Annotated in this window: 20 protein-coding genes and 2 tRNA genes; 17 read left to right on the plus strand and 5 right to left on the minus strand. The window is 73.6% G+C overall.

Annotated features, from left to right (window positions below):
• Positions 1 to 17: 17 nt before the first annotated feature.
• From ACZ6TV_RS29060 to ACZ6TV_RS29075, 4 genes are all read right to left on the minus strand, one after another.
• Positions 18 to 1,904 (minus strand): propionyl-CoA synthetase, encoded by a 1,887-nt coding sequence (locus ACZ6TV_RS29060; RefSeq protein ID WP_465300466.1) that lies wholly within the window; start codon positions 1,902 to 1,904, stop codon positions 18 to 20.
• Positions 1,905 to 1,945: 41 nt separating this feature from the next.
• On the minus strand, positions 1,946 to 2,224 hold the full coding sequence (locus ACZ6TV_RS29065) for a DUF6295 family protein (protein WP_465300467.1): 279 nt from the start codon (positions 2,222 to 2,224) through the stop codon (positions 1,946 to 1,948).
• A 2-nt stretch (positions 2,225 to 2,226) separates the two neighbouring features.
• Positions 2,227 to 2,976: a dienelactone hydrolase family protein gene (locus ACZ6TV_RS29070; RefSeq protein WP_465300468.1), complete on the minus strand. Its 750-nt coding sequence runs from the start codon at positions 2,974 to 2,976 to the stop codon at positions 2,227 to 2,229.
• Positions 2,977 to 3,869: 893 nt separating this feature from the next.
• Positions 3,870 to 6,434 carry an FHA domain-containing protein gene (locus ACZ6TV_RS29075; RefSeq protein WP_465300469.1) on the minus strand — a complete coding sequence of 855 codons (2,565 nt, stop codon included), beginning with the start codon at positions 6,432 to 6,434 and terminating at the stop codon, positions 3,870 to 3,872.
• Positions 6,435 to 6,550: 116 nt separating this feature from the next.
• Here ACZ6TV_RS29075 and ACZ6TV_RS29080 point away from each other — a divergent pair, with 116 nt between their 5' ends.
• The 16 genes from ACZ6TV_RS29080 (at position 6,551) to ACZ6TV_RS29155 (ending at position 23,491) form a co-directional block, all read left to right on the plus strand.
• Positions 6,551 to 7,729, plus strand: a complete 1,179-nt coding sequence (locus ACZ6TV_RS29080; protein ID WP_465300470.1) for a S8 family peptidase — start codon at positions 6,551 to 6,553, stop codon at positions 7,727 to 7,729.
• Positions 7,730 to 8,055: 326 nt separating this feature from the next.
• Complete coding sequence (locus tag ACZ6TV_RS29085; protein ID WP_465300471.1) at positions 8,056 to 8,610, plus strand: RNA polymerase sigma factor; 555 nt, start codon at positions 8,056 to 8,058, stop codon at positions 8,608 to 8,610.
• Between the two features lie 40 nt (positions 8,611 to 8,650).
• Positions 8,651 to 9,082 (plus strand): hypothetical protein, encoded by a 432-nt coding sequence (locus tag ACZ6TV_RS29090; RefSeq protein ID WP_465300472.1) that lies wholly within the window; start codon positions 8,651 to 8,653, stop codon positions 9,080 to 9,082.
• 51 nt (positions 9,083 to 9,133) lie between these two features.
• Complete coding sequence (locus ACZ6TV_RS29095; RefSeq protein ID WP_465300473.1) at positions 9,134 to 9,541, plus strand: VOC family protein; 408 nt, start codon at positions 9,134 to 9,136, stop codon at positions 9,539 to 9,541.
• Positions 9,532 to 9,604: transfer RNA gene (locus ACZ6TV_RS29100), tRNA-Ala, on the plus strand. The genes ACZ6TV_RS29095 and ACZ6TV_RS29100 overlap by 10 nt, the downstream gene beginning before the upstream one ends.
• 84 nt (positions 9,605 to 9,688) lie before the next feature.
• A tRNA-Gly gene (locus ACZ6TV_RS29105) sits at positions 9,689 to 9,761 on the plus strand.
• 38 nt (positions 9,762 to 9,799) lie between these two features.
• Positions 9,800 to 11,068, plus strand: coding sequence for an SDR family NAD(P)-dependent oxidoreductase (locus tag ACZ6TV_RS29110; protein WP_465300474.1), 1,269 nt, complete (start codon positions 9,800 to 9,802; stop codon positions 11,066 to 11,068).
• Entirely contained in the window at positions 11,062 to 12,186 is a 1,125-nt protein-coding gene (locus ACZ6TV_RS29115; RefSeq protein WP_465300475.1) for a leucine-rich repeat domain-containing protein, read from the plus strand. Before ACZ6TV_RS29110 ends, ACZ6TV_RS29115 begins: the two co-directional genes overlap by 7 nt.
• The gene (locus ACZ6TV_RS29120) at positions 12,183 to 13,784 is read left to right on the plus strand and encodes an ankyrin repeat domain-containing protein (RefSeq protein WP_465300476.1); all 1,602 of its coding nucleotides are present in this window, start codon (positions 12,183 to 12,185) and stop codon (positions 13,782 to 13,784) included. The genes ACZ6TV_RS29115 and ACZ6TV_RS29120 overlap by 4 nt, the downstream gene beginning before the upstream one ends.
• Entirely contained in the window at positions 13,781 to 15,139 is a 1,359-nt protein-coding gene (locus ACZ6TV_RS29125; RefSeq protein ID WP_465300477.1) for a hypothetical protein, read from the plus strand. Before ACZ6TV_RS29120 ends, ACZ6TV_RS29125 begins: the two co-directional genes overlap by 4 nt.
• Before the next feature lie 294 nt (positions 15,140 to 15,433).
• The gene (locus tag ACZ6TV_RS29130; protein WP_465300478.1) at positions 15,434 to 16,963 is read left to right on the plus strand and encodes a hypothetical protein; all 1,530 of its coding nucleotides are present in this window, start codon (positions 15,434 to 15,436) and stop codon (positions 16,961 to 16,963) included.
• A gap of 31 nt (positions 16,964 to 16,994) precedes the next feature.
• Positions 16,995 to 18,182 carry an AAA family ATPase gene (locus ACZ6TV_RS29135; protein WP_465300479.1) on the plus strand — a complete coding sequence of 396 codons (1,188 nt, stop codon included), beginning with the start codon at positions 16,995 to 16,997 and terminating at the stop codon, positions 18,180 to 18,182.
• A gap of 1,528 nt (positions 18,183 to 19,710) precedes the next feature.
• The gene (locus tag ACZ6TV_RS29140) at positions 19,711 to 20,895 is read left to right on the plus strand and encodes a vWA domain-containing protein (protein ID WP_465300480.1); all 1,185 of its coding nucleotides are present in this window, start codon (positions 19,711 to 19,713) and stop codon (positions 20,893 to 20,895) included.
• 99 nt (positions 20,896 to 20,994) lie between these two features.
• On the plus strand, positions 20,995 to 21,675 hold the full coding sequence (locus ACZ6TV_RS29145; protein WP_465300481.1) for a YqeB family protein: 681 nt from the start codon (positions 20,995 to 20,997) through the stop codon (positions 21,673 to 21,675).
• A complete protein-coding gene (locus ACZ6TV_RS29150; protein ID WP_465300482.1) occupies positions 21,672 to 22,844 on the plus strand; it encodes a sensor histidine kinase in 1,173 nt (390 codons plus the stop codon). Before ACZ6TV_RS29145 ends, ACZ6TV_RS29150 begins: the two co-directional genes overlap by 4 nt.
• Positions 22,832 to 23,491, plus strand: coding sequence for a response regulator (locus tag ACZ6TV_RS29155; RefSeq protein WP_465300483.1), 660 nt, complete (start codon positions 22,832 to 22,834; stop codon positions 23,489 to 23,491). The genes ACZ6TV_RS29150 and ACZ6TV_RS29155 overlap by 13 nt, the downstream gene beginning before the upstream one ends.
• 7 nt (positions 23,492 to 23,498) lie before the next feature.
• On the opposite strand, the gene ACZ6TV_RS29160 is transcribed toward ACZ6TV_RS29155, so the two are convergent.
• Positions 23,499 to 24,431, minus strand: coding sequence for an SDR family oxidoreductase (locus tag ACZ6TV_RS29160; RefSeq protein WP_465300484.1), 933 nt, complete (start codon positions 24,429 to 24,431; stop codon positions 23,499 to 23,501).
• An 85-nt stretch (positions 24,432 to 24,516) separates the two neighbouring features.
• Between ACZ6TV_RS29160 and ACZ6TV_RS29165 the strand changes: the two genes are divergently transcribed.
• Entirely contained in the window at positions 24,517 to 25,131 is a 615-nt protein-coding gene (locus ACZ6TV_RS29165) for a TetR/AcrR family transcriptional regulator (protein WP_465300485.1), read from the plus strand.
• Positions 25,132 to 25,140 lie beyond the last annotated feature (9 nt).

The following is a 25,140-nucleotide window of genomic DNA, read 5'->3' on the forward strand; positions in this document are numbered from 1 at the left end:
TGTGAGCGTGTTCGCTGTCAGCGTTTTTCCGGAGCGCGCAGGATCGGGCGCAGGGTGTCCAGGACCGACGGGTCCTCGATCGTGGACGGGACGACCGGGTCGCCGCCGTCGGCGATGCCGCGCATCGTCTTGCGCAGGATCTTCCCGGACCGGGTCTTCGGCAGCGCGGGCACGACCTGCACCCTGCGCAGGGACGCGACGGCGCCGATGCGCCGGCGTACCAGAGCGACCAGTTCGTCCTGCAGGGTGCCGGGGTCGGCGTCCACGCCCGCTTTCAGCACCACGAAGCCGCGCGGCACCTGCCCCTTGAGCTCGTCGTCGACGCCGATGACCGCGCACTCGGCGACGGCGGGGTGCGCGGCGAGGACCTCCTCCATGGAACCTGTGGACAGCCGGTGACCGGCGACGTTGATGACGTCGTCGGTGCGGCCCATGACGTACAGGTATCCGTCCTCGTCGAAGCGGCCGCCGTCGCCCGTCAGGTACGTGCCCGGGAACTCGGTCAGGTAGGACTCGACGAACCGTTCGTCGTCCTGCCACAGGGTCGGCAGGCAGCCCGGCGGCAGCGGCAGCCCGATGACGATCGCGCCGTCGACGCCGGCCGGGGCGGGCGTGCCGTCCGGCTGGACGACCCGCACGTCGAAGCCCGGCACCGGCACCGACGGCGAACCCGCCTTCGTCGGCATCGGCTCCAGGCCGCGCAGGTTCGCCGCGACGGGCCAGCCGGTCTCCGTCTGCCACCAGTGGTCGACGACGGGCACGCCGAGGGTCTGACCTGCCCACTCGTACGTCTGCGGGTCGAGCCGCTCCCCGGCGAGGAACAGCGTCCGCAGCGACGACGTGTCGTGCCGCGCGACCATCCTGCCCTCCGGGTCCTCCTTGCGGATCGCGCGGATCGCGGTCGGCGCCGTGAACAGGGCCGTCACCTTGTGCTGCTCGATCACCCGGAAGAACGCGCCGGCGTCCGGGGTGCCGACGGGTTTGCCCTCGTACAGGACGGTGGTGGCGCCGGCGAGCAGCGGCCCGTACACGATGTACGAGTGGCCGACGACCCAGCCGACGTCCGACGCCGCCCAGAAGACGTCACCGGGTCCCGTCGCGTACACGTTGGCCATCGACCAGGTCAGCGCCACGGCATGCCCGCCGTTGTCGCGGACGATCCCCTTCGGCCGGCCCGTCGTGCCCGACGTGTAGAGGATGTACAGGGGGTCGGTGGCGGCCACCGGTACACACGCCGCCGCCGTCGCCGCGGAGATGGCGTCCTCCCAGGTCAGGTCGCCGTCGCGCAGCGTGCCGGGCGCCTGCTCGCGTTGCAGGATGACGCGGTGCTCCGGCTGGTGCGCGGCCTCGGCGAGGGCGGCGTCGAGCAGCGGCTTGTACTCCACGACGCGGCTGCCCTCGATCCCGCACGAGGTGGCGACGACCACCTTCGGCCGGGCGTCGTCGATGCGGGCCGCGAGCTCCTTCGGACCGAACCCCCCGAACACGACCGAGTGCACGGCGCCGATCCGGGCGCAGGCCAGCATCGTGATCACCGCTTCAGGGACCATCGCCATGTAGACGACGACCCGGTCCCCCTTGCCGACCCCGAGCTTCCGCAGCGCCCCGGCGAAGATCGCGACCTCGTGTTGCAGGCGGCTCCAGGTGTACGACCTGAGCGTGCCCGTCACCGGACTGTCGTAGACGAGCGCCGTCTCCCCGCCCCGCCCGGCGGCGACGTGCCGGTCGACGGCGTTGTGGCAGGTGTTGAGCTCGGCGTCCGGGAACCAGCGGTAGAACGGCGGGCGGTCGCCGTCCAGGACCCGGATCGGCATGCGGTCCCAGTCGACCCCGGCGGCGGCGTCGCGCCAGAACCAGCCGGGATCGGTGAGACTGCGCTCGTACGTGTCGCGATAAGCGCCCATCCCTCGATGCTTACACGTCCGCCGCCCTTTCCACAGGGGTGCTAGACAGGGGCGCTCGCGCTGGCCAGTCCGGGCGGGGCGTGGTCGAGCGCGGCGGTGATCGCGGCGACCAGTGCCCGGGCCGCCTCCTCGGTCAGCTCCACGGCGACCCGCGCCGCCGGCCCCTGCGCCGGGTCGGCGAAGTCGATGTTCAGCGTGTGCCCGAACGGCGCGTGATGCGGATGGTCGACGTAGACCGCCGCCCGGGTCACGGGAAACCACCCGGCCGGCCCCTTCGCGCTGCCTTCGAGCTCGACGGTCTCGGTGTCGTACGTGCACATGCTCAGACCTCCAGCCGCTTGCCACCGAGGTGCAGGTCGAAGAACGCGAAGATCTTCTTCCACCCGTCGACGGCGGCCTGCGGCCGGTACCCGGGCCGGTCCGGCGAGAAGAACCCGTGCCCGGCACCCTCGTAGCTGTGCCGCTCGAACGCCTTGCCGTGCTCCGCGAGGATGCCGGCGAGCCGGTCCACCTCGGCGGGCTTCGGGTTCGCGTCGTCGTCGCCGAACAACCCGAGCACCGGGCAGCCCAGCTCCGGCAGCCGATCCTTGATCGACGTCATCTTCAGCCCGCTCGCCGCCGGCGGCGGCTCCAGCGCGAACGCCCCGTAACAGTCGACGGCCGCGTCCAGCGGCAGCGCCGTCGACACCAGCAGCGCCTGCCGCCCTCCCGAGCAGTGCCCGATGACCCCGACCTTGCCGTTGTGCCCGTCGAGCGCCCGCAACGCGTCCATCGCCGTCCGCACGTCCCCGATGACCTGCTCGTCAGGGACACCGCCCTGCCCCCGCACGAACGCCGAAGCGTCATCGGGCGCCGCCCCTGGGGCTTCCCGCCAGAACAGGTTGGGGCAGATCGCCAGGTACCCGTTGGCAGCGAACCGCCGCACCATCTCCTTCGTCGACTCGTCGTAGCCCGGCAGATGATGGATCACCACCATCCCGGGGAACGAGCCGGGCCCGAGGGGCCTGGCCTGGTACGCCTGAATCTGCTCGTCCCCGACGTAGACCGTCTCGGCGCGGATCGCATCACCCATACCCCCAACCTACTGCCGCCTCCCCCGCACCCACTCGGAGGAGGCTCCCGCCGCACCCTCATGATCCGGTGGACCTCGTGCACCCATAACGACACAAACTCTTCCGGATCATGGGGCGCCAACGACGGTGATCGCCGGCCTGGCACCGGCTCGGGACCGCTCCAAGCCGCCGTGGATTACGTACGGGCCAGCAGGACGGTCACGTGAACCGACCACCTCGAAACCACCTCCGAACCGAGCCGGCTCACGCAGACCGCCCCGCGGCTCGGACCGGCTTCGCAGACTGTGCCGAGCCCGCCGCAAGACAAGCGCTCCGTCCGGAGACGGGACGCTCTGGCCGCAGCTCAAGCTGACCCGGAGACAGGGGTCGACCCGGGAGCTGAGCCGATGCCGCACGCCAGGGTGACCCGCAGGCCGAGCGTTTCCTCCGAAGGCGGCCGCCCACCTGCAGTCCGCACCGGACTGGACCAGGCCGCGGGCAGAACCCGGACCGGGGCCGGACCGCGGGTGAGACGTCCCGGGGCCGCAGACCGAGCCACTCCGACCCGTAGGGCGGGCCAGGCTCCGGGCAAGGCACCTCGCCCGGAGGTGGAGCGTCCGGGCCGAAAGCCAAGCCGGACCCACAGGCTCGGCAGCCTGTGCTCCAAGCCGGACCACAGGCCAAAGGCTTTCCGGATACATGGCGGCCCGGGCCGCAGACGAAGCCGACCCGCAGACCAAGCCGGGCCGCAGACCGGACCAACCTCCCGGCCGGGCCGACCCACAGACGGGGCCGACCACAGTCAGGTCGGTCGCAGACCCGACCCGCAGACCCGACCCGCAGACCCGGCCGGGGGTCGGAGTGCGGCGAGGTGTTGGGGAAGGTCCAGGCGGGGAGGTCGGGCGAGGGGTGGTTACTGGCGGCCGGGTTCCAGGCGGCGGAGGGCGAGGCGGGCCAGGCCGATCAGGGCGGCGATCTGCAGGATCAGGATGAGGACAGAGCGCCACCAGGCGCCGGTGGTGGGGTCCCAGAGGGTGTCCGTGAAGGGGATCATGGACTGGAGGTCGACGGTGGAGGCGCCGGCGGCGAGGCCCCAGCGGGTGGGGAAGAGCCAGGCGATCTGTTGCAGGACGGTCTGGCCCTGGAGCTCGAACAGGCCGCCGGACAGGACGAGCTGGGCCATCACGACGACGACGAGGACCGGGGTCGTCTGCTCGGTGGTCTTGGCGAGGGCGCTGACGAGGAGGCCGAAGGCCATGGAGGCGAGGGCCACCAGGGCGACGGGGATGCTGATCTCCAGGAGCCAGTGCTCGGGGAAGATCAGGGGGGCCTTCGGGGGCTTCTTGCCGAGGAGGGCGAGCCAGGTGAACAGGGCCGTCTGGCCGACGATGATGACGGCGAAGACGAAGACCTTCGAGGCGAGATACGCGCCCGCGGAGAGGCCGACGGCGCGTTCGCGTTTGTAGATGGTGGCCTCGTTGACGATCTCGCGGATGGCGGCGGCGGTGCCGAGGAACGCGGCGCCGACGGCGAGGACGACGAGGAGGCGTTGCGCTTCGAGGCTGATCCTGCCGGTGCCGGGGGCCAGGCCGTTGTCGCCGGGGACGGTGCGGGTCAGCAGGGCCAGGGCGAGGGGCAGGCCGATGGTGAACAGGGCCAGGCCCCGGTCGGCGCCGATGACCCAGAACATGCGCAGGCACAGGGTGAGGAACTGCCGGATCGGCGCCGCGGGGTGCAGGGCCCGGTTGCGCAGTGAGGCGCCGCCGAGCTTGACCCTCGCCCGCCCGACCGCCCGCGCCGGCTTGCCGGAGGTGGCGGGCTCGGCGGGCGCTGCCGCAGCGGGAGAAGGCGCGGCGGGAGAGGGCGCGGCGGCCGGGGTCTCCGGGCGCTGCGGCATCGTCTGCTCGGCCGTCGGTGACTCGAGCCCTGAGGAGGCGGCGGGCGGCGCGTCCGCCGGGGTGCGCGGCATCGGGACGGTGACGCGCTCGACGGCGGCCGGCTTCGGCAGCGGCGCCTCGGCGATCTGGGCCGTCACATACCGCGTATACAGCTCCGAGCTGCGATAGGTCCGCATCCAGTGGTCGGCGTTGGTGGTGACCTCGCGGAACACCTCGGCGTAGTCCTCGGCGCCGAAGAAGGAGAGCAGCTCGCCGGGCGGGCCGAAATAGCCCATCCGGCCGCCGACGGTGAGGACCAGGACGCGGTCGCACAGGTCGAGGTGCATCACGTTGTGTGTCACGACGGCGACGGTGCGGCCCTTGTCGGCGAGGTCGCGCAGCTCCTCCATGACCTCCTTGTCCAGGGCCGGGTCGAGGCCGGACGTGGGCTCGTCGAGGAAGAGCAGCGACGGCTCGGTCAGCAGCTCCAGGGCGACGGAGACGCGCTTGCGCTGGCCGCCGGACAGCTTGTCGATGCGCATCTTGGCGCGCTCGGTGAGGTTGAGCGTGCGGAGGACCTCGGCGACGCGGCCGCGGCGCTCGTTGCGCGGCACGTCGTCGGCGAAGCGGAGCGCGGCGGCGAAGCGCAGCGCGCGGCGGACGGTGAGCTGGCGGTGCAGGACGTCGTCCTGCGGGACCATGCCGATGCGGTAGCGCAGCTCGGCATAGTCGGCATAGAGGTCGCGGCCGTCATAGCGGACGGTGCCCTGGGTGGCCGGGCGCAGGCCGGCGACGGCCTTGATGAGGGTCGACTTGCCGCAGCCGGAGGGGCCGATGACGCCCAGGAGGCTGCCCTCGCTGAGCGCGAAGCTGACGTCGTCGAGCAGGATCGAGTCCTTGATGCGGACGGTGAGGTCGTCGGCGATGAGTGAGGACGGGCCGGCGTCCTCGAACTCGTGCAGGCGCATCCCGTCGAAGATGAACTCGTGCCGGCCGATCGAGATCATGTCGCCGGCCTGGATCGCCTGGCGGGCGATCGGCTTGCCGTTGTGGAACGTGCCGTTGCGGCTGCCGAGGTCGACGACCTCATAGCCGGTCGGGGTGCGGCGGACCTCGGCGTGGTTGCGCGAGGTGCGCAGGTCGGTGAGCACGATGTTGTTGTCGGGGCCGCGGCCGAGGCGGATCAGCGCGCCCGCGTCGTGCAGGGCGGACTCCCGCTGCAGGGGCGGGGCCGCCGGGGCCGCCGGGACCGGCTCGGTGATCGTGATGACCTTGAACGCGACCTTGGGGCCGTCGGCGGCGCCGAGGTGGACCGCTCCCCCGTCGACGGCGGCGACGAACGCGGCCTTCTCGCCGTCGACATAGGTGCCGTTGCGGCTGCCGAGGTCACGCAGGAACCAGCCGTCGTCATTCCAGATCACCTCGGCGTGCCGCCGGGAGATCAGGGTGCCCTCGACCACCAGGTCGTTGGCGGCGTCGCGACCGATGGTCACGGTGTCGTCGGGCCGCACCACGGAGCGTGCCTCGCCGGCCGGGCCGGTGACGGTCACCTCGAGGACGGTCAGCTCGCGGGTCACGGTCTGCTGGTCATTGCTCGCCACGGGCATCATCATGCCGCCCACGTACGACAGAAAACAGCGGGGGGAAGTCCCGGCAAGATTTTGTATCAGGAAGCCGACCTCCCTCCTCTTGTTTGCAGACCACGTGAGGAGGAGCCATGGCACCAGCGGACGCCCGTTCGGAGCAGTGGCGGTCGCGCCGCGCCCGCCGGCTCGCCGGGCTGGGGTGGGTGCGTCGTGAGGACCGGGCGGACGGCACTCCGGTGCGGTTCGTCGCGGACGAGCTCCTGGTGCTCGACGACCACTTCGCCACCGCTCGTCAGGCGTTCGTGGAGCAGGGCTTCACCGTCCGGGACATCGTGGAGGAGGGGGATGTCCCGGAGGGCTTCCGGCGGGTGCGGCTGCCCGGTCTGGACGTCGCGCGCGCCGCGAGGCGGGTGCGGGTCCAGGCCGAGGCGGCCGGTGACACCAGGGTGGCCGCCGGGCCCAATCACGTGTTCGTCTCGACGCCGTTCGAGCACGCGGGGCCGTATGGGCCGCCGCGGCCGGCGGCGCCGGGGACTCTCACGGTGCGTGACCGTGAGGTGCCGGAGACCGAGGTGCTCGTGCTGGACACGGGGGTGTGGCTCAACAGCCCGCTGCCCAAGGACCGGTATGTCACCGAGGACTTCGAGTCCGACCTGGGGGCGGGCGACGACGAGGGGGTGCGCGACGGCGACGTCGGGCACGCCAACTTCGTCGCAGGGGTGCTGCTGGCCAGGTCGCGGCAGGTCCGGCCGCGGGTGATGAGGATCGTCGACACGTTCGGGGTGTGCCGGGAGACCGACCTGATCGCGGGTCTCGGGCAGGCGTACGACCATCAGATCATCAACCTGTCGCTGGGCGGCTACACGCTCGACGACCGGCCGCCGTTGCTGTTGACGGCGGCGCTGACGCGGCTGCTGGGCACCGGCGACCGGGTGGTGGTCGCCGCGGCGGGCAACGACGGGCAGCACGACCGGCCGTTCTGGCCCGCGGCGTTCGCCGGCACGAGCGTGTCGTGGCGGCGGCGGGTGATCGCCGTGGCGGCGCACGACGGCCGGCGGATCAGCGACTGGAGCAACACCGGCACGTGGATCACGCTCGCGGCGCCGGGTGCGGACGTCACCAGCACGTTCGTGCATCACGAGGACTTCGGCGACGGCTGGGCGAGATGGAGCGGCACGTCGTTCGCGGCGCCGTTCGTCGCGGCCGCGATCGCCGACGCGCTGCCCGGGGCCGGCTCGGCCAGGCTGGCGGCGGAGGCGGTCATCGCCGGCGCGTCCCGCCGCTACGGCCGCTACGCGGGACTCGCGTGACCGGCATGCACAAGACAGGGACACAACGCGGGACCGGCATGCACAAGACCCGGACACAGTGCGAGACCGGCGCACGCACAACATGGACGCGACGTGAGACCGGCGTGCGCACGGCACGGACACAGCGCGCGACCGGCGTGCGCGAAACACGGACACGACGTGAGACCGGCGAGCACACGAGCCCGATCCGCGTGCGCGGCAGCGCGACCAGTACGCGCCACGGCAGGGGGCACCATTGCCACACCAGGGGGAGGGGGGTGACGGGGTGCGGCACACACGTCGCCGCACCCCGTCTCCCGCAGGGCGCGATGATAGCCTTCGAGACCATGGCTGAGCCTGAAAACGCCGAGGTCCTGAGGGCGGCCGCCGCCGGCGACCAGAAGGCTTGGGAGTCCATCGTGGACAGATATGCCAACCTTGTCTGGTCGGTCGCGCGCAGCTTCCAGCTCGGCCAGTCCGACGCCTCGGACGTCAGCCAGGCGACCTGGTTGCGGCTGGTCGAGCACATCGACGCCGTTCGTGACGCGGACAAGCTCGGCTCGTGGCTCGCGACCACCGCCCGCCGGGAGGCCCTGGCGCTGCTGCGCCGCGGCGGCCGGGACGTGCCCGCGGGCGCGGCCACCGACTTCGCCGGGATCCTCGGTGCCGGCGACGACGAGGAGCCCGACGCGGGCGTGCTGCGCGACGAGCGGGACCAGGCGCTGTGGCACGAGTTCCGCGCGCTGTCGGGCCCCTGCCAGCAGCTGCTGCGGGTGCTCATCGCCGATCCGCCGCCGAGCTACGCCGAGGTGTCGGCCGCGCTCGACGTGCCGGTCGGCAGCATCGGACCGACCCGCCAGCGCTGCCTGGGCACGCTGCGACGCAGATTGGGCTCGACATGACGCACGGTGCAGGGCCGACCCGATGATCGGGGAGGAAGAGGTGCTGAGGGTGTTGCGCGACATGGCCGGACGGCGCGACCCGGTGCCCGACGACGTGCTCGCCGCCGCGCGGGCCAGCATCGCCTGGCGCGACCCGGACGCGGCGCTGGCGAAGCTGACCGCCGACTCGGCCCGGGAGCGCCTCGTCGCGGTCCGCGGTGGCGGGTCGCCCCGGCTGCTGTCGTTCTTCGGCGGCTCGCTGACGATCGACGTGCAGGCGACGACCCGTGAGGGCGCCGTCGAGGTGGTCGGCACGGTGTCGCCGGCGGTGCCGGCCAAGGTGATCCTGGAGACCGCGGCGTCCCGGTCCGAAGAGGCGGACGTCGACGACGAGGGCCGGTTCCGCTTCCAGGGGATCGCCGCGGGGTCGGTGCGGCTGCGCTGCGAGCCCGCCGACGGCGCCCCGGTCCACACCGAGTGGGTACTGCTGTAACAACAGGCAATTCGCCACGAGACGGACACTTCCGGCGGTACCCTGCAAGGCATGCCGATCGATCACGTGCAGATCGTGTCCATCCCGGTGAGCGACCAGGACCGGGCACGCGACTTCTACGTCAACGCGCTGGACTGGGAGCTGGTCAGCGACAACGACTCCGGCGACCGCCGGTGGGTCGAGGTGGCCCCCAAGCACGGGCAGACCGCGTTCACACTCGTCACCTGGTTCGAGACCATGCCGGCCGGCTCCCTGCGCGGCATCGTCCTGGACACCGACGACATCGAGAAGACCTACGAGGAGCTGTCCGAGCGGGGCATCATCTTCGAAGGACCGATCGAGGAAGGACCGTTCTCGCGGGTCACGAGCTTCTCCGACCCCGACGGCAACACCTTCGTCCTGCACCAGCTCTACCAGCCGCGCACGCGGGTACTAAGCTACCCCGCGGCAGGGTCGTAGCGCAGAGGTCGTCGCGCCCGCACAGCACGCTGGAGGACGTCGGTTCGATTCCGACCGGCCCTGCCCCGCAAGACCGGCTCTGGCCCGCAAGACCGGCTCTGCCCGCAAACCCGAAGAGCGACCCACCGCGTCTATGCTCGTCCGCGGTGGGCCGTAGCGCAGAGGTCGACGCACCGCTTTGCCAGAGCGGAGGACGCCGGTTCGATTCCGGCCGGTCCACCGAAAGTCACGCTTGCCGGCACCGGTTAGGCTCTGCCGGTGCCTCGTCTGGACCCCTCCGACGTCGCGGCGTGCCTGCGTGTGCTCGCCGCGCTCAACGGCGCGGACGACGACGACCCGTCGGCGCCGGCCGTGCGTGAGGCGGTCGTCGGGGCGTACAAGAGCCGCAAGAAGCAGCAGAAGAGCAGCCGCCGGACCGCGACCGCCGCACACGACCTGGAGCTGCTGACCGGGGACACCGCGGGGCGGGAGCTGCTGCGGGCGAGGCGCTGCTATGTCTGCAAGGAGCACTACCGCGCCGTCGACGACGCGTATCCGCTGATGTGCCCGCCGTGCTCGGCCGGCAACACGGCGCGCCGCACCGCCCGCTGCGACCTGCGCGGCCGGCGCGCCCTCGTCACCGGCGGCCGGATCAAGATCGGCTATCAGACCGCGCTGAAGCTGCTGCGCGACGGCGCCGACGTCATCGTCACCACGAGGTTCCCGCACGACGCCGCGCGCCGCTTCGCCGCCGAGAGCGACTTCGCCGACTGGCAGGGCCGGCTGCGGGTGCACGGCGTCGACTTCCTGGACCTGCCCGCGGTCGTGGGCCTCGTCGACGCGGTCACCGAGCGCTGGGGCCACCTCGACATCCTCGTCAACAACGCGGCCCAGACCATCTCCCGCCCGTTCGAGTACCACCGCGGGCTGCGGGAGGCCGAGAAGGCGTCGATCACCGCGGCGGTCCCCCTCGTCGAGGCGACCCAGGTCCCGGCGCTGCGGTCCACAGTGGACTTCTTCCCGCTCGGCGAGGTCGACGAGACCGGCGAGCCACTGGATCTGCGCCCCGTCAACAGCTGGGTGCTGCACCTGCACGAGGTCAGCCCGCGGGAGTGGATGGAGGTGCAGGTCGTCAACGCGTTCGTGCCGTTCCTGCTCACCGCCCGCCTGCGCCCGCTGATGCTCGCCTCCCCGCACCCCGACCGTTACGTCGTCAACGTCTCGGCGATGGAGGGCAGCTTCAGCCGCCGCAACAAGACGAGCCGGCACCCGCACACCAACATGGCCAAGGCCGGCCTCAACATGCTGACCCGCACGATCGCCGAGGACTACGCCCGCGACGGCATCCACGTCACCAGCGTCGACACCGGCTGGGTCACCGACGAGCGGCCGCAGGGCACCAAGGAGGCCTTCCACGAGGCCGGCTTCCGGGTGCCGCTCGACGTCGTCGACGGCGCCGCCCGGGTCTACGACCCGATCGTCCGCGGCGTGCACGGCGACCGGATCTCCGGTGTCTTCCTCAAGGACTACCAGGTGGTGGAATGGTAGAGATCGTTTGCCCGGTGATCGCGGTCCCGGTCGTGCCGCAGGCGGACCTCGACGACCTGTCGCCGCTGCTGGCCCGGCTCAGGGATCCCGAGCCGGTCCGCGACACCGAGCGTTTCCCCCTCGGCACGCTCCAGCCCGACGGCCGCCTCGACCTGTGCAAGCAGGGCCTCGGCGCCGAAGGCGTCACCCAGGTCCTCGACCGCGCCGCCGGCTCGCCGCACGCCGTGCACCTGCTGCTGGGCACGAACGGGCTCGGCGCCGCGGGCACGGCCGCGCTCGCGACCGGCCTGCCCGACGGGCACCGGGTCGAGACGCTGTACCTCGGCTGCAACGCGATCGACGCCGCCGGCGCGGCACCGCTGTTCGAGCGGCTCGCCGACGACGACCGGGTGCGGGCGCTGTGGCTCAAACGCAACCCGCTCGGCGACGAGGGGGTCACCGCCCTCGCGGACACGTTGCGGCGCAACACGACCATCGACACCGTCGACCTCGTCAACACCGGCCTGACCACCGCCGGCCTGGAGGTCCTCGTCGACGCGCTCGCCGCCCGGCCCGCGCCGGTGCGGCGGGTCTTCCTCGGCGGCAACGGTCTCGGCCCCGAGGCGGGCCCGCTGCTGCGCAGGCTGCTGCGCGACGCGGGCGTCCAGGGGCTGTTCCTCGCCGCGAACCGGCTGGGCGACGCCGGCGCCGCCCCGGTCGTCGAAGCGGTCAGCGCCGGCGGCACCACGCTGGGCCTCGGCGGCAACGGACTGACCCGGGCCACCGTCGCCGGCCTCGCCGAGCGGCTGACCGTCATGGACAGCCTGGACCTGAGCCGGCCGCAGTCGCTGCGGGTGCTCGGCGCCGCCGACAACGTGGTCGGCGACGACGGTGCCGCGCTGCTCGCCGCCGCCCTGCCCGGCACCCCGCTGCGCCGCCTCGACCTGCGCCACACGGGCGTCGGCGGCCGCGGCGCCAAGGCGCTCCTCGCGGCGCTGCCCGCAACGGACCTCACCCGCCTCGCGCTCGGCCCGGACGTCCCGCGCCGCGTGAAACGGGCCATCAGCGCGCTGCTCCCACCCGCCGACGGCGGACCTGGTAGTGCAAACAGCAGCGAGATCGTGAGCGTGTACCGGTGACCTCCCTGACCAGAGCGGCCGCCGGCAACTGGCGCCGGATCCGGCGTTGGGCGACGCCCCCGGCGATGATCCGGGCCGCGACCGACGCCCGGCTCGCCGGTGACTGGCGGGCCGCCTGCGCCGCCGCGAACGTCGACGTCGAGCTCGGCGACGAGCAGGCGAAGCCGTTCGAGGACGACCTCGCCCACTTCGCCCCGGACCTGCTGCGCTGGCACCTGCCCCGCAAACCGGCCCGCGGCGACACCCACCTCGACGCCCGGCAGGTGTTCCACCTGGCCGGCGGGGACGACGGGCCCGGCCTGTACATCGGCGGCACCAGACTCGGGTTCGGCTCCCAGCGGCTGCGGCTGTTCGCCACCGCCGAACCCCTCGACCCCGACGCCTGGGACGACTGGGAGTGGGACGAAGGGCCGCGGCCGTTCCACGCCCTGCACGACTACCGGGCCCGGCGGCACCTCTTCGACGCCCGCGAGAGCCGGCACCTGCTCGACGGCTGCGGGTGGACGCACCTGCCGTTCCACGACCCGGCGGGCCGGCCGCTGCCGGAGTCCGCGTGGGGGCTCACCGAGCGGATCCTGGCCCTGCACGACGCCGGACGGTTCCGCGAGGCGTGGCAGGCCGCGGGCGCCGACGTACCGGAGCCGCCGGAGGACAAGAACCGCTGGATCACGCGAATCCTGGGGCGGCTGTGGACCGGCTTCCTCGGCGAGCACACCGCCGTCCTGAACGCCGCCCGCGCCCGGGGCACCGACCTGGTCGGGCTCAACTTCGGGTGGAACCACGTCCTGAAGCTCACCGGGTTCGACGGGCCGCGGCTGACCGGCGAATGGGAGGCGACCGGCTACCGGGAACGCGACGCCGACTGGCACCTGGACACCGGCCCGTACGAGCGGCCCATCGACGCCGACCTGGTCCGCTTCGGCGTGATCCCCGTGTCGTGGCTGCACCCCCTGGTCCACGCCGCGTTCTTCCCGGAGGCCGAACCCGTCGGCAGGACGGTCCCGGCGGCGCGGACCGAGGCACGGCTGCGCTGCCGCGACGGCGCGTGGCATCACGTGCGGATGACCGGCGGGCGCTTCGACATCCCGCACACCGACGAGGAACGCCGCCGCGAACAGGCCCTCCTCGCCCTCGGCGGCCAGGTGCACGGCTGCATCGCCGCCGAACGGGCCTGGCGCGACGGGCAGGCCGGGCTCCCCCGCGCCCTGCGCGAGCTGCGCGCCGACCTCATGCTGCGGGCCCAGCAGGGCGACCTGCCCGGCGTCCTGGAACTGCTCGACGCGGGCGTCGACCCGCACGCCCGCGACCCGCACGGCCGGACGCTGCTGCACCACATCAGCGGCCTGATGGCGGCACCCGGCGACCTGACGCTGTTCCACCGGCTGATCGGCGCCGGGCTCGACGTCCACGCCCGCGACCGGCGCGGCATGACCCCGCTGCAGACCGCCGCGTACGACACGGGCTCCCTCGAGCTCGTCCAGGCCCTGATCGCGGCCGGGGCGGACCTCGACGGCGAGGACGACAACGGCGTGTCCGTCGTCGAGACCATGGACCGGTTCGGCCGTCCCGAACTGAAAACCCTGCTGCACGACCGGTGAGGGCGCTCCGGACGGCGCGGCGGTTCGCCGTCCCGCACTGGATGATCGAGCGGGCGACCGAGCGCCGGCTGGCCGGGGACTGGCACGGCGCGTGCGACGCCGCCGGCATCGACGTCGCGCTCGACGCCGGGCAGGCGACCCTGTTCGAGGACGACCTCGCCCACCTCGCCCCGGACCTGCTGCGCTGGCACCGGTTCCCGGAGCCGCTCACGAGCGCCGCCGTCGTGCTGGCCGTACACGGGCGGCATGCGCTGCAGGTCCGGCCGAAGCATCCGGGCACGCCCAGCCGGCGGCTGGAGCTCGTGTTCGCCCCGCACCACGGCGGCGAGGCGTTCCCGCGGGAACGGTGGGACACCCGGCGCACCGGCGAGCTCCTCGACCGCTGCGGCGGCTACGACGGCCACCTGCCGGGGTTCACCGGCACCGGGGACCGGCTGCCGCCGGAGGCGTGGACGGACCAGGAACGGATCATCGCCGCGCAGGACGCCGGCGACTGGGCCGGTGCCTGGACCATGGCCGGCTTCGACGTCGGGCCGCTGCGGGCCGAGACCGGCCACGGGCACTGGCTCGACCTGCTGCTGCGCGCCGGCCGGCACAACCTGCCCCAGCTGCGCGCCGACGCCGCGGGACGCCGCGAGCTCGTCGTGCGCGCCGGCGGCGATCAGGGGGTGCCGCTCAGGATCGACGCCGACCTGCGGGTCTGGCGCGGCGCCGGGGTCGTGTCGCCCGCCGAGGTGCCCGCCGTCCGCGCCGAACGCCCCGTCGACTTCGACCTGGTACGCCACGGGATCCTGCCGCTGGAGGACCTGCACCCGCTCGTCGGCGACGCCCTCTTCCCCGGCCTCGCCGGGCTCTTCGAAGGGACCCCCGAGACCGTCCCCGACATGGCGCCGGTCCGCGTGCGATGCCAGGGCGAGTGGCACATCCTCGGCGGCCACCGGCACACCGCCGAGGAGACCCGCCGGGAGCTGACGCTGCGGGCGCTGGGCGGGGCGCCGCTGCGCGGGTGCTTCGCCGCCCAGGCCGGCTGGCGGGACCCGGACACGTGGACGCCGAAGGCGCTGCGCCTGCGCCGCCGCGACATCGTGCAGCACGCCGTCAACGGCGACGGGCCGGCGCTCGTCGCGTGGCTCGACGCCGGCCTCGACCCGCACCTGCTCGACCAGGAGGGCCGCACGATGCTGCACCTGATCGCGTGGCTGCCGGACCCGGGCCCCGTGCTGGCGCGCCTGCGGCACGCCGGGCTCGACCCGAACACCCGCGACCGGGCCGGCCTGACCCCGCTGGAGCACGCGCTGACCTGCGGCGGCACCCCGGCCGCGATCGAAGCGCTGCGGGGGCTCGGCGGCAGATGACGCGCCTCTGCCATTGGCGGCGGATCCGCCGGTACGGGGTGCCCGCGTGGCTGATCGAGCGGGCCACGGCAGCGCGGCTCGCCGGCGACTGGGCCGCAGCGTGCACCGCCGGGCAGCTCGAGGCCGGCGGGACGCCTGATGCCGCCGCTGCGCCCCGCCTCCGGCGCGGGATGCCTTCAGATGCTCGACGCCTTGCCTGCGCTCGATGCCTTGCCGGCGGCCGGCTGCTTGCCGGTGCTCGATGGCTTGCCGGCGTTCGGCGGGTTCGGGGGCGGTTGGTTCGCGGGGGGCTTGATGTGGCGGCGTGAGCTGGCGGCGGCGCGGTGGGTGCGGCGGGTCGGGGTGCCGGCGTGGATGATCGCGGCGGCGACCGCGCGGCGGGCCGCCGGGGACTGGCGGGGCGCGTGCGCGGCGGCGCGGGTCGACGTCGAGCTCGACCTTTCCGCGATCGCCCGCGGTGACGGCGGCGAGGTCGCGGCGCGGATCGAGGACGACCTGCGGCACCTGGTGCCGGACCTGCTGCGCTGGCACCTCGACCCCGCGCGGCCGGTGACCGTCCTCAGCGTCCACGGCGACCGGGCGCTGTTCGTGCTGCGGCGCGAGCCCGAGCGGCTGGCGCTGCGCTACGGTGCCGTGCCGCCCGACACGTGGCGGTGGTCGCTGGTGTACAGCCGGGAGCTGTGGGACAGCCGGCACACCGCGTCCCTCGGCGAACGGACGGCCGCCGCGGCCGGGTCGCTGGAGCCGTTCCCCGGCACTGCCGGGACACGGGAGCCGTTCCCCGGTGCGGCCGGGTCGCGGGAGACGCCGCCCGGCACGGGTGGGGCGCCGGGGGCGCCGCTCGGGACGGCCGGGTCGCGGGTGCCGTTTCTCGGCGCGGACGGGACGCGGCTGCCGCCGGAGGCGTGGGGGCTCGCGGAGCACGTCATCACGCTGCAGGACGCCGGGGACTGGATCGGGGCGTGGCGGCTCGCCGGGTTCGACCTCGGGCCGCTCCTCGCCCGGCGGGCCGACCTGCGGGCGTCGGTCCGGACTCCCCGCAGCGGCCCGGCGCGGCGGATGTGGCGTCTGGACCTGACCGCTCTGCCTTTCGCGGTCAGGACGACGGGCGCGCCGGAGGCGCTGCTGGACCAGCTGGACGACGCGTACACCTGCCGCATCCGCGAAAAGACGGTCTTCGGGCTGCCGGACCCGCCCGGACTCCGGCTCCCGGCGGCGCTGGTCGAGCGGCCCGTCGACGCCGACCTCGTGCGGCTCGGGATGCTGCCCGCGACCGCGTTGCACCCACTCGTCGGCGCCGCCCTGTTCCCGGCGCTGTCGACGATGCCGCCGTCGCCGGTGCCGGACACCGGCCCGGTCCGCGTCCGCCGGGACGGCGCCTGGCACCTCACCGACCCCGGCGACCTCGGCTGGCACGACCCGCTCGCCCCGATGCCGGCGGCGCTGCGGTTGCGGCTCGCCACGCTGGTACGCCTCGCGCGGCACGGCGACGCTCCCGCGCTGACGGCGTGGCTCGCGGCGGGCGGCGACCCCTGGTTCCGGGACCGGTCCAGGAGGACGATGCTGCACCTGCTGGCGTACGTGCCGGACGCCGACCCGCTCCTGCTTGACCTGCTCGCCGCCGGCCTGGACCTGGAGGCCCGCGACGCGGCCGGGATGACTCCGCTGCTGTTCGCGGTCGCTCACGGCGGCCCCGCGGACACGATCCGCGCCCTCGCCACGATGGGCGCCGACGTGAGCGCCGTCACGTTCGCCGGCGCCGGCTGGGCCGACCTGGCCCGCGCCGCAGGACGCCTCGAGGAGCTGTGGTTCCTGGCGGCGTGAAATGTCGTACCCGGGGGCTACCGTGTCGCGCATGACCGCAGAACCGACGGCGCTGACCCTCCTCGCGGCGGCCGACGAGCTGATCGCCGCCACCCGCTCGACCCGCGTGGAGCGCCGCGACAACACCGCGCTGGAGGCGCTCGCCCTGGCGGTCTCCGCCAATCTGCCGGTCCTGCTGTGGGGCGAGCCCGGCATCGGCAAGTCCTCGGCACTGCAGCAGCTGTCCGACCGGCTCGACGTGCCGATGGAGACGGTCATCGCCAGCATCCACGAGCCGTCCGACTTCGCCGGCCTGCCGGTCGTCGGCGACGACCCCGCCACCCAGGGCGTGCCGATGGCCCCGCCCGACTGGGCCGTCCGCCTCGCCGCACGCGGCCACGGCCTGATCTTCTTCGACGAGCTGTCCTCCGCCCCGCCCGCCGTCCAGGCCGCGCTGCTGCGCGTCGTGCTGGAGCGCCGCGTCGGCAGCCTCGAGCTCCCACCCGCGGTCCGCGTCGTCGCCGCCGCCAACCCACCGGCGAGCGCCGCCGACGGCTGGCACCTGAGCCCGCCCCTGGCCAACCGGTTCGTCCACCTGCACTGGACCCACGACCCGGCCGTCGTCGCCCGCGGCCTCGCCGGCACCTGGCCGACCGCCGACATCCCCCGCATCGACCCGCGCAAGGGAGCGTCTGCGCTGGCCCGCGCCCGCGGCACCCTGTCCGGCTTCCTCACCGCCCGCCCCGGCCTCGCCCACCACCTCCCCGCCGACGCCGAGGCCCGCGGCGGCGCCTGGCCGTCCCCGCGCACCTGGGAGATGGCCCTGCGCCTGCTCACCTTCGGCATGGCCAGCGACGCCTCCCGCGCCGCCCTGTCCACCGCCCTCATCGGCGCCATCGGCGACGGCGCCGGCCTCGAGCTGGTCAACTACCTCGACGAGCTCGACCTCCCCGACCCCAACCGCGTCCTGGCCAACCCCGACGCCTTCCAGCTCCCCACCCGCGGCGACCGCCAGCTCGCCTTCCTCACCGCCGTCGTGTCCGCCGTCCAGAGCAACACCACCCGCGAGCGCTGGGAAGCCGCCTGGACCGTCCTGTCCAAGGCCGTCGAGGCCGGCGTCCCCGACGTCGCCGCCCGCGCCGCCGCCGACCTGGCCGCCATGCGCAAACCCGCCTGGCCCGTCCCACCCACGATCGACGCCTTCATCGACATCCTCAGCCTCTCCGGCGCCCTCCGCTGACCCGTCCCGTTCCTGCCACCGACCCCGGCGCAGGTCCGGGCCCCGCCTTCGCCACTTGAGCCGTCTCCGTCTCCGTTGTTCGCGGCCAACTCTGCCGTTTGCGCGGCCGTGTCCGCGTTCGACGTCCGTGCCGCTTGCCCTGTCCCTGGTCCGTCTGTCACTCGTGCTTTCCAGTTCCGTCTTTCGCTTGCGCTTTCCTTGTTCCGTCTTTCGCTTGCGCTTTTCCTTGTTCCGTCTGTCGCTCGCGCTGTTCCCGTCAGGTGCGCCGCGCCACGTTCCCCGCACTGCGGTGACCGGCGCGCGGCACCTCTGGTTCGCCGTTCCTGGTACTTGCGCCGTCTCCGTCTCCGTCTCCGTCGCCATCCCCGTCAGTTGCGCTGCCGCAGTGCCCATCGTTCGTCGCCGTCCCTGCCAATGCCGCCGTCTGCCGCTGGCATCGTGTCCCAGAGCTGCCGCTGTCCCGGCCGCGGACGCCGCCCGGTCTTGCAGTCATTCCCTCCCCTGCCACCAGCACCGATTCCCGGTGCTGCCATCGTCCTTGCCGCTGATGCCCTGCCGCTGACACCGTCCTGCCGCTGACACCGTCCTGGCCCTTGCCGCTCTGTTCACCGTTCCCGCCGCCGTTCCCGACGGTGCCTCCGCTCCTTGCACACGCACCGTCCCCCAGTGCCGCCGCAGCAGCCGCTGCCGCCGTCCGGGTTGCCGCCGCCACCCGTGTTCCCGCCGTCGTTCCGTTCCTGTCTTTGCCGCCCTTCCGCCGCTACTGCCGTTTCCACTGCTGCCGCCGGCCTTGTCCTCTGCCGCTGTCCGCGTTCGTGCCGCTGCCCCTGTTCGGTCTCTGCCGCTGTCTCGCATCCGCCGCCAACGCCGGATCGCCGCTGCCGTTGTCTGTCACCGGTGTCGTTCCTGCACGGCTCCGACCGGTGGCTGCCGGTGCAGCCGTCCCCCGCTGTCACCGTTGCGATGGTGTGCCGGCCGCGGCGCTCCGCGGTGGGTTGCGCCTTCTGTAGGCGCTCCGCAGTGGTCGGCGCCGTCCGTGGACGACGGTGCATCGCGGCGGCGGGGTGCCGATCGTGCGGTGCTGATACCCGCCGCGGTCCGTGTGGACGCGGTGCTTGGAGTGACCGTTTTCGCTACGTGGGCATAGAGATCGGTTTGGCATAATGATCAGGTGCCATCGCCGACGCCGCCAGCACCGATGGCTGAGCCAGTGCAGCCGCCGCGCACCGGGACCACTTCGCCGGGGCTGACCGGCCGGGTTCCCGATCCGTCGCAGACGTCGTCGTCCGTGCAGGCGCCGATCCCCGCTCCGGCACCGGTTGCGAGTCCGACGCGGGCAGCTCCTGCGGACCCCAGGACGGCGGACGCGGACACCAGCGACGCAGACACCGCGGACGCGACCGACGCGGACACCACCGATGTGGACATCGCGGACGTGGACATCGCGGGCACTGGGACGGCGGTTGTCGGCACAGCGGGCGCGGCAGGCACGGGCGCGGCAGGCACGGGCGCGGCGGGGGTGGAGGTGGTGCCGGCGGGGAAGGCGCTGGACCGGACGAAGCTGCTGGCGGCGCGGTACAAGGCGGCGATGCTGCGGCCGTACCTCGCGACGGCGCTGTACGCGCTGTCGGTCGTGCCCAGCCGGCATCTGGCGACGATGGGGGTCGACCGGCGGTGGCGGCTGTACGTGGCGCCCGAGTTCGTCGACGGGCACAGTGTCGAGGAGCTGGCCGGGGTGTGGGTCCATGAGGTGGCGCACCTGTTGCGGGATCATCACGGGCGGGCGGAGCGGTTGCCGGCGGGTGACCGGGCGGATCATCTCAGGGTCAATCTCGCGCAGGACTGTGAGATCAACGATGACCTGATCGCGGACAAGCTGGTGTTGCCGGCGTCGCGGGTGGAGCCGGGGACGTTCGGGTTGCCGGAGGGGCGGCTGTTCGAGGAGTACCTCGCCGGAGTGCCCCACACGCACGTGCACCAGGTGCAGTGCGGGTCGGGGGCGCACGGCATCCCGGTCAAGGGGGAGGTCGGGGACGCCGCGGGACCCGGGGTCAGGGACGTGGAGGCGGTGGCGATCCGGCGGCAGACGGCGGACGCGATCCGGGCGCACGTGCGGTCGCGGGGCACGGTGCCCGGCGGGTGGCAGCGGTGGGCGGACGAGATCGCGGAGCCGGTCGTCGACTGGCGGCGGCTGCTGACCGGGGCGTTGCGGCAGGCGGTGGCGTGGGCCAGCGGGGCCGTCGACTACACGTACGCGCGGCCGGGGCGGCGGACCGGGGCGATGCGCGGGGTGGTCCTGCCGAGCCTGCGCCGGCCGCTGCCAAGGGTCGCGGTCGTCGTCGACACGTCCGGCTCGATGGGCACCGACGATCTGGCCGCGGCGCTCGGTGAGGTGACGGGTGTCCTGCGTACCGTCGGCATCCGCGGCAACCGGGTGACGGTCGTGGCGTGTGACGCCGACGTGCATGCCGTGACGCGGGTGGTGAAGGCGGAGCAGGTGGAGCTCGGCGGGGGCGGCGGCACCGACATGCGGGTGGGGATCGCGGCGGCGCTGCGGTCGCCGGACCGGCCGCAGATCGTGGTCGTGCTCACCGACGGCGGCACGCCGTGGCCGGACGAGCCGGTCGGCTGCCGCCTCATCGCGGGCCTGATCGGCCAGAACCCCCCGCCGCCACCGTCGTGGGTCGAGTCGGTGCACATCACGAGCGGCTGACGAAAAGCAGCAGCAACGGCTGGCGAAAAGAAAAAGCAGCAGCGGCCGGCGACTTTCGGAGACTGTCCGGGTGCGGTCCCGCTGCCTACCGTGAGTCGTATGGCAGAACACGAGCTGGGACTCTCCCGCGGCGACCGGTGGCTGATCGGCGTGGGGTTCCCCGCGGTGGGGCTGGCCGCCGGGTGGGCGTTGCCGCTGCTGGCGCGGTGGCTGCTGACGCTGCCGTGGGTGCCGTTCGGCGGGCCGGTGCGGCTCGTGGCGGCGCTCGATGAAGGGTTCGGGCGGGTCGCGTTGATGGGCGCGGGACTGTTGCTCGGCCTGGTGCTGGTGTTCGTCGCGGTGCATGAGACGCTGACCGTGACCGTGGCCGGTGACGAGGTGCGGCTGCGGCTCGGGGACAACGCGTGGAGTGTGCCGAAGGCGGACGTCTCCGCGGTGTTCGTCGACGGGCGGATGCTCGTCGTGCTCGACCGGGAGTCACGCCAGGTGGTACGGGAGAAGCTGGAGCGGGCCGGTGACCCGGCGGTGGCGGAGGCGTTCCGGGCGCACGGCTACCCGTGGCAGAAGGAGGACCCGTTCCGGGACCTGTTCCGCCGCTGGGTGCCGGACCTGCCGGACCTGCCCGGCGCCGTCAACGCGGTCCTCGCCGCGCGGGCCGTCGCGTTGCGGAGCAAGAGCGCCACCGACGCCGGGGAGCTGCGCGACGAGGTGCAGAAGCTCGGGTACACGGTCCGCGACGACGGCACGACGCAGCACTGGCGTCCGCTGGTGCGGTCATGAAGGGGCGTGATGTCGCCGTCGACGTGTCGGTGTTCGTCATCTCGGCGCTGACGATGGTGGTCGCGGCGACGGCCGGGCTGGAAAACGGCACGCTCAGCGACGAGCGGCTGGTGGTGTCGACGGCGGTGACCCTGCCGGCGCTGGTGCTGCTGTGGTGGCGGCGGCGGTGGCCGGTGCCGGTGGCGCTGCTGCTGCTCATCCCGGCCGCGCTGACCGACTTCGTCGGCGGGGCCACGATCATCGCGGTGTTCACGGTGGCGGTGCACCGGCCGTTCCGGGTCGCGATCGCGGTCGGCGTCGCGCACCTCGTCGTGCCGATCCCCTATATGGTGCGGTACCCGGACCCCGACCTGCGGGTCGTCGGCAACGCGTCGGCGGCGCTCGTGCTGACGGTGATCGTCCTCGCGTGGGGCTCGACGGTCCGTGCCCGGCGGGAGCTGATCGCGTCGCTGCGGGAGCGGGCGGTGCGCGCCGAGGCCGAGGCGCAGCAGCGCGCCGACCTGCTGCGCGGACTGGAGCGGGAGCGGATCGCCCGGGAGATGCACGACGTGCTCGCCCACCGGATCTCCCTGATCAGCCTGCACGCCGGGGCGCTGGAGATCCGCCGGGACCTGTCCCGGGAGCAGGTCGCGGCGGCCGGCGGCACCATCCGCGCCAGCGCCCACCAGGCGATGGAGGAGCTGCGGGAGATCCTCGGGGTCCTGCGCAGCAGCGACGACGACGGGCTGCGGCCGCGGCAGGACCTCGCCGACCTCGACGAGCTCATCGAGGAGGTCCGCCGCGCCGGCACCCCCGTGCGGCTCGACAACCGTCTCACCGGCGACGGCGACGACGGCCCGGAGACGCTGCCCTCGGCGGTGAACCGGACCGCGTTCCGGCTGGTGCAGGAGGGCCTGACCAACGCCCGCAAGCACGCGCCGGGCGCGGAGGTCGCCGTCCGGCTGGACCGGACCAGCGAGGGCGAGCTGCACGTGTGGCTGCGCAACCCGCTGCCGGCCGAGCCGGTGCGCCCGGCGCTGCCCGGGTCCCGGTCGGGGCTCGTCGGCCTCGCCGAACGCGTCACCCTGGCGGGCGGCCGGCTGCGGCACGGCCCCCGGCGGACGGAGCACGCCACGCACCCGGAGCAGGTCGGGTTTCATCTGGAGGCGTGGTTGCCGTGGCGGGTGTGATCCGGGTCGTGGTCGTCGACGACGACGCCCTCGTCAGGGCGGGGCTGGCGATGGTCCTCGGCGGCGACCCCGACCTCGAGCTCGTCGGTGAGGCCGGCGACGGCGCGGCGGCCGTGCGGGTCGTCCGGGCGAGCCGGCCCGACGTGGTGCTCATGGACATCCGGATGCCGCGGATGGACGGGCTCGCCGCCCTCGAGGCGTTGCGGGCCGAGGGGACGCCGGGGGCCGTGGTGGTACTGACCACGTTCGACACCGACGAGCACGTGCTGCGGGCGCTGCGGCTCGGCGCGCACGGGTTCCTGCTCAAGGACACCCCGCCGCTGGCCATCCTCGACGCGGTCCGGCGGGTCGCGGCCGGTGAGCAGATGCTGTCGCCGTCGGTGGTGCGGCGGCTCGTCGAGCACGTGGTCCGCGACGAGACCGCCGACCGGCGCGCCGCAGCGGAGCAGACCCTGGCGGTCCTGACGCCCGCCGAGCGGAAGGTCGCCGACGCCGTCGCCGAGGGCCGGTCCAACGCCGAGATCAGCGCGGCGCTGCTGATGAGCGTGGCCACCGTGAAGACGTACGTGTCGCGGATCCTCGGCAAGCTCGGCTGCACCAACCGCGTCCAGGTCGCGATCATGGTGCATGAGAGCAGGACCGCCTGAGGCGGCCTCAGCGGCGGTGGTACCGGTCCGCGATGAAGCCCGGAGCCTGCGGCTCGGCGGGCACCGGGGCCGCGGGCAGGCCGGGAGCCGTGTTGGCCCCGAAGCCGCGCCGCAGCGAGCGCACCTGCTCCTCCATGGCCGGCACGCTGGTGCGCGCCTGCCGTTCGACGGCCAGCTCCACGAGGCGGCTGTTGAAGAACGTGCGCAGCCAGTACACGACGGCGACACTGCGCGGCACGAAGACCTTGCGGCGGCGGTGCTCGATGCCCGCCACGAACGCCGCCGCGCAGCGCTGCACCGACGTCGTCGAGCCCAGCGGCGGTGGCAGCCTCTTCAGGGTCTCGCGGAACGCGGGCAGGTCGTCCTGGGCGTCGCGGACGAGGTCGGTGTCGACCCACGACGGGTGCGCGGTGCCGACCCGGACCCCGTGGTGGGCGACCTCCAGGCGCAGCGCGTTGCCGAAGTGCTCCACGCCGGCCTTCGAGGCGCAGTACGGCGCCATGCCCGGCAGCGCGGCGAACGACGCGGCGGACGCGACGATGAGCAGATAGCCGCGCGACGCGATGAGATGCGGCATGACCGCCGCGGCCGTCCGCATGACGCCGACGAGATTGACCTCGACGGTCCGTACCAGAGCCTCGACGTCACCGCTGGCGACGGTCCCGCGGCTGGCGACGCCCGCGTTGGCGACGACCGCGTCGAGCCGGCCGTGGGCGGCGACGGCGCCCTCCACGGCGGCTGCGAGACTGGTCTGGTCGGTGACGTCGCAGAGGAACCAGGGCGCGTCGAGGTCGGCGGCGACGGCGGCGAGACGGTCTGGCTCGAGACCGGCGAGGACCACCTTGGCGCCGCGGGCCGCGGCGAGGCGGGCGGTGTGCTCCCCGATCCCGCGCGCCGCCCCGGTGACGAGCACCACCTGGCCGGACAAGCTGTGCTGCACCGTGTGCCCCTCCCGTCGGCGGTACCGTTCAGTACCAGGCAAACTAACACCCACCGACATTCTGGCGAAAGGCCAAGGCAGGCGCATGACGAGCACGAGAACCGCCGAGGAGGTCCGCGAGGCGCTGACCGGCGGCCTGGCGGCGGCGATCGCCGACAAGGGCTACGCGGCGACCACGATCGCCGACGTGGTCATGCACGCGAGAGTGTCGAAGCGCACGTTCTACGAGCACTTCACCGACAAGGAGTCGTGCCTCATGGCGCTGTACGAGCAGGGCTGCGGCTACCTGCTCGCCGTCGTGCGCAGCGCCGCCACGCGGGGCGACGGCTGGAAGGCGATGGTCAACGACGGGGTGACCGCCTACCTCAACGCGCTGGAGAGCATGCCGGCGGTGACCCGCACCCTGCTGGTGGAGATCCAGGCGGCCGGCCCGAAGGCCTACCGGCTGCGCCAGCAGATGCAGCGCCGGTTCGCCGATACGCTGGTAGAGGTGGTCGATGCGGCCCGCGCCGCGGACCCGGCCATCCCGAAGCTGTCACCGCTGCTGGCGATCGCCCTGGTGGGAGGGGTGCACGAGATGATGCTGCAGGTCTCCGACCCGTACACGGGCGCCGGGGAGTCCTTCACGTCCCTGGCCCCGGCCGTCGACGAGCTGGTCTACGCGATCCTCACGAATCCCTGGTCCGCCGGGATGGAATGATCGAGCGGA

The organism is Dactylosporangium sp. NPDC051087 (assembly GCF_055586325.1).

Coding starts and splice junctions, on each gene's coding strand:
- ACZ6TV_RS29060 (WP_465300466.1), bottom strand. CDS start 1,904: ATGGGCGCTTATCGCGACACGTACGAGCGCAGTCTCACCGATCCCGGC.
- ACZ6TV_RS29065 (WP_465300467.1), bottom strand. CDS start 2,224: ATGTGCACGTACGACACCGAGACCGTCGAGCTCGAAGGCAGCGCGAAG.
- ACZ6TV_RS29070 (WP_465300468.1), bottom strand. CDS start 2,976: ATGGGTGATGCGATCCGCGCCGAGACGGTCTACGTCGGGGACGAGCAG.
- ACZ6TV_RS29080 (WP_465300470.1), top strand. CDS start 6,551: ATGGCACCAGCGGACGCCCGTTCGGAGCAGTGGCGGTCGCGCCGCGCC.
- ACZ6TV_RS29085 (WP_465300471.1), top strand. CDS start 8,056: ATGGCTGAGCCTGAAAACGCCGAGGTCCTGAGGGCGGCCGCCGCCGGC.
- ACZ6TV_RS29095 (WP_465300473.1), top strand. CDS start 9,134: ATGCCGATCGATCACGTGCAGATCGTGTCCATCCCGGTGAGCGACCAG.
- ACZ6TV_RS29115 (WP_465300475.1), top strand. CDS start 11,062: ATGGTAGAGATCGTTTGCCCGGTGATCGCGGTCCCGGTCGTGCCGCAG.
- ACZ6TV_RS29130 (WP_465300478.1), top strand. CDS start 15,434: ATGTGGCGGCGTGAGCTGGCGGCGGCGCGGTGGGTGCGGCGGGTCGGG.
- ACZ6TV_RS29135 (WP_465300479.1), top strand. CDS start 16,995: ATGACCGCAGAACCGACGGCGCTGACCCTCCTCGCGGCGGCCGACGAG.
- ACZ6TV_RS29145 (WP_465300481.1), top strand. CDS start 20,995: ATGGCAGAACACGAGCTGGGACTCTCCCGCGGCGACCGGTGGCTGATC.
- ACZ6TV_RS29150 (WP_465300482.1), top strand. CDS start 21,672: ATGAAGGGGCGTGATGTCGCCGTCGACGTGTCGGTGTTCGTCATCTCG.
- ACZ6TV_RS29165 (WP_465300485.1), top strand. CDS start 24,517: ATGACGAGCACGAGAACCGCCGAGGAGGTCCGCGAGGCGCTGACCGGC.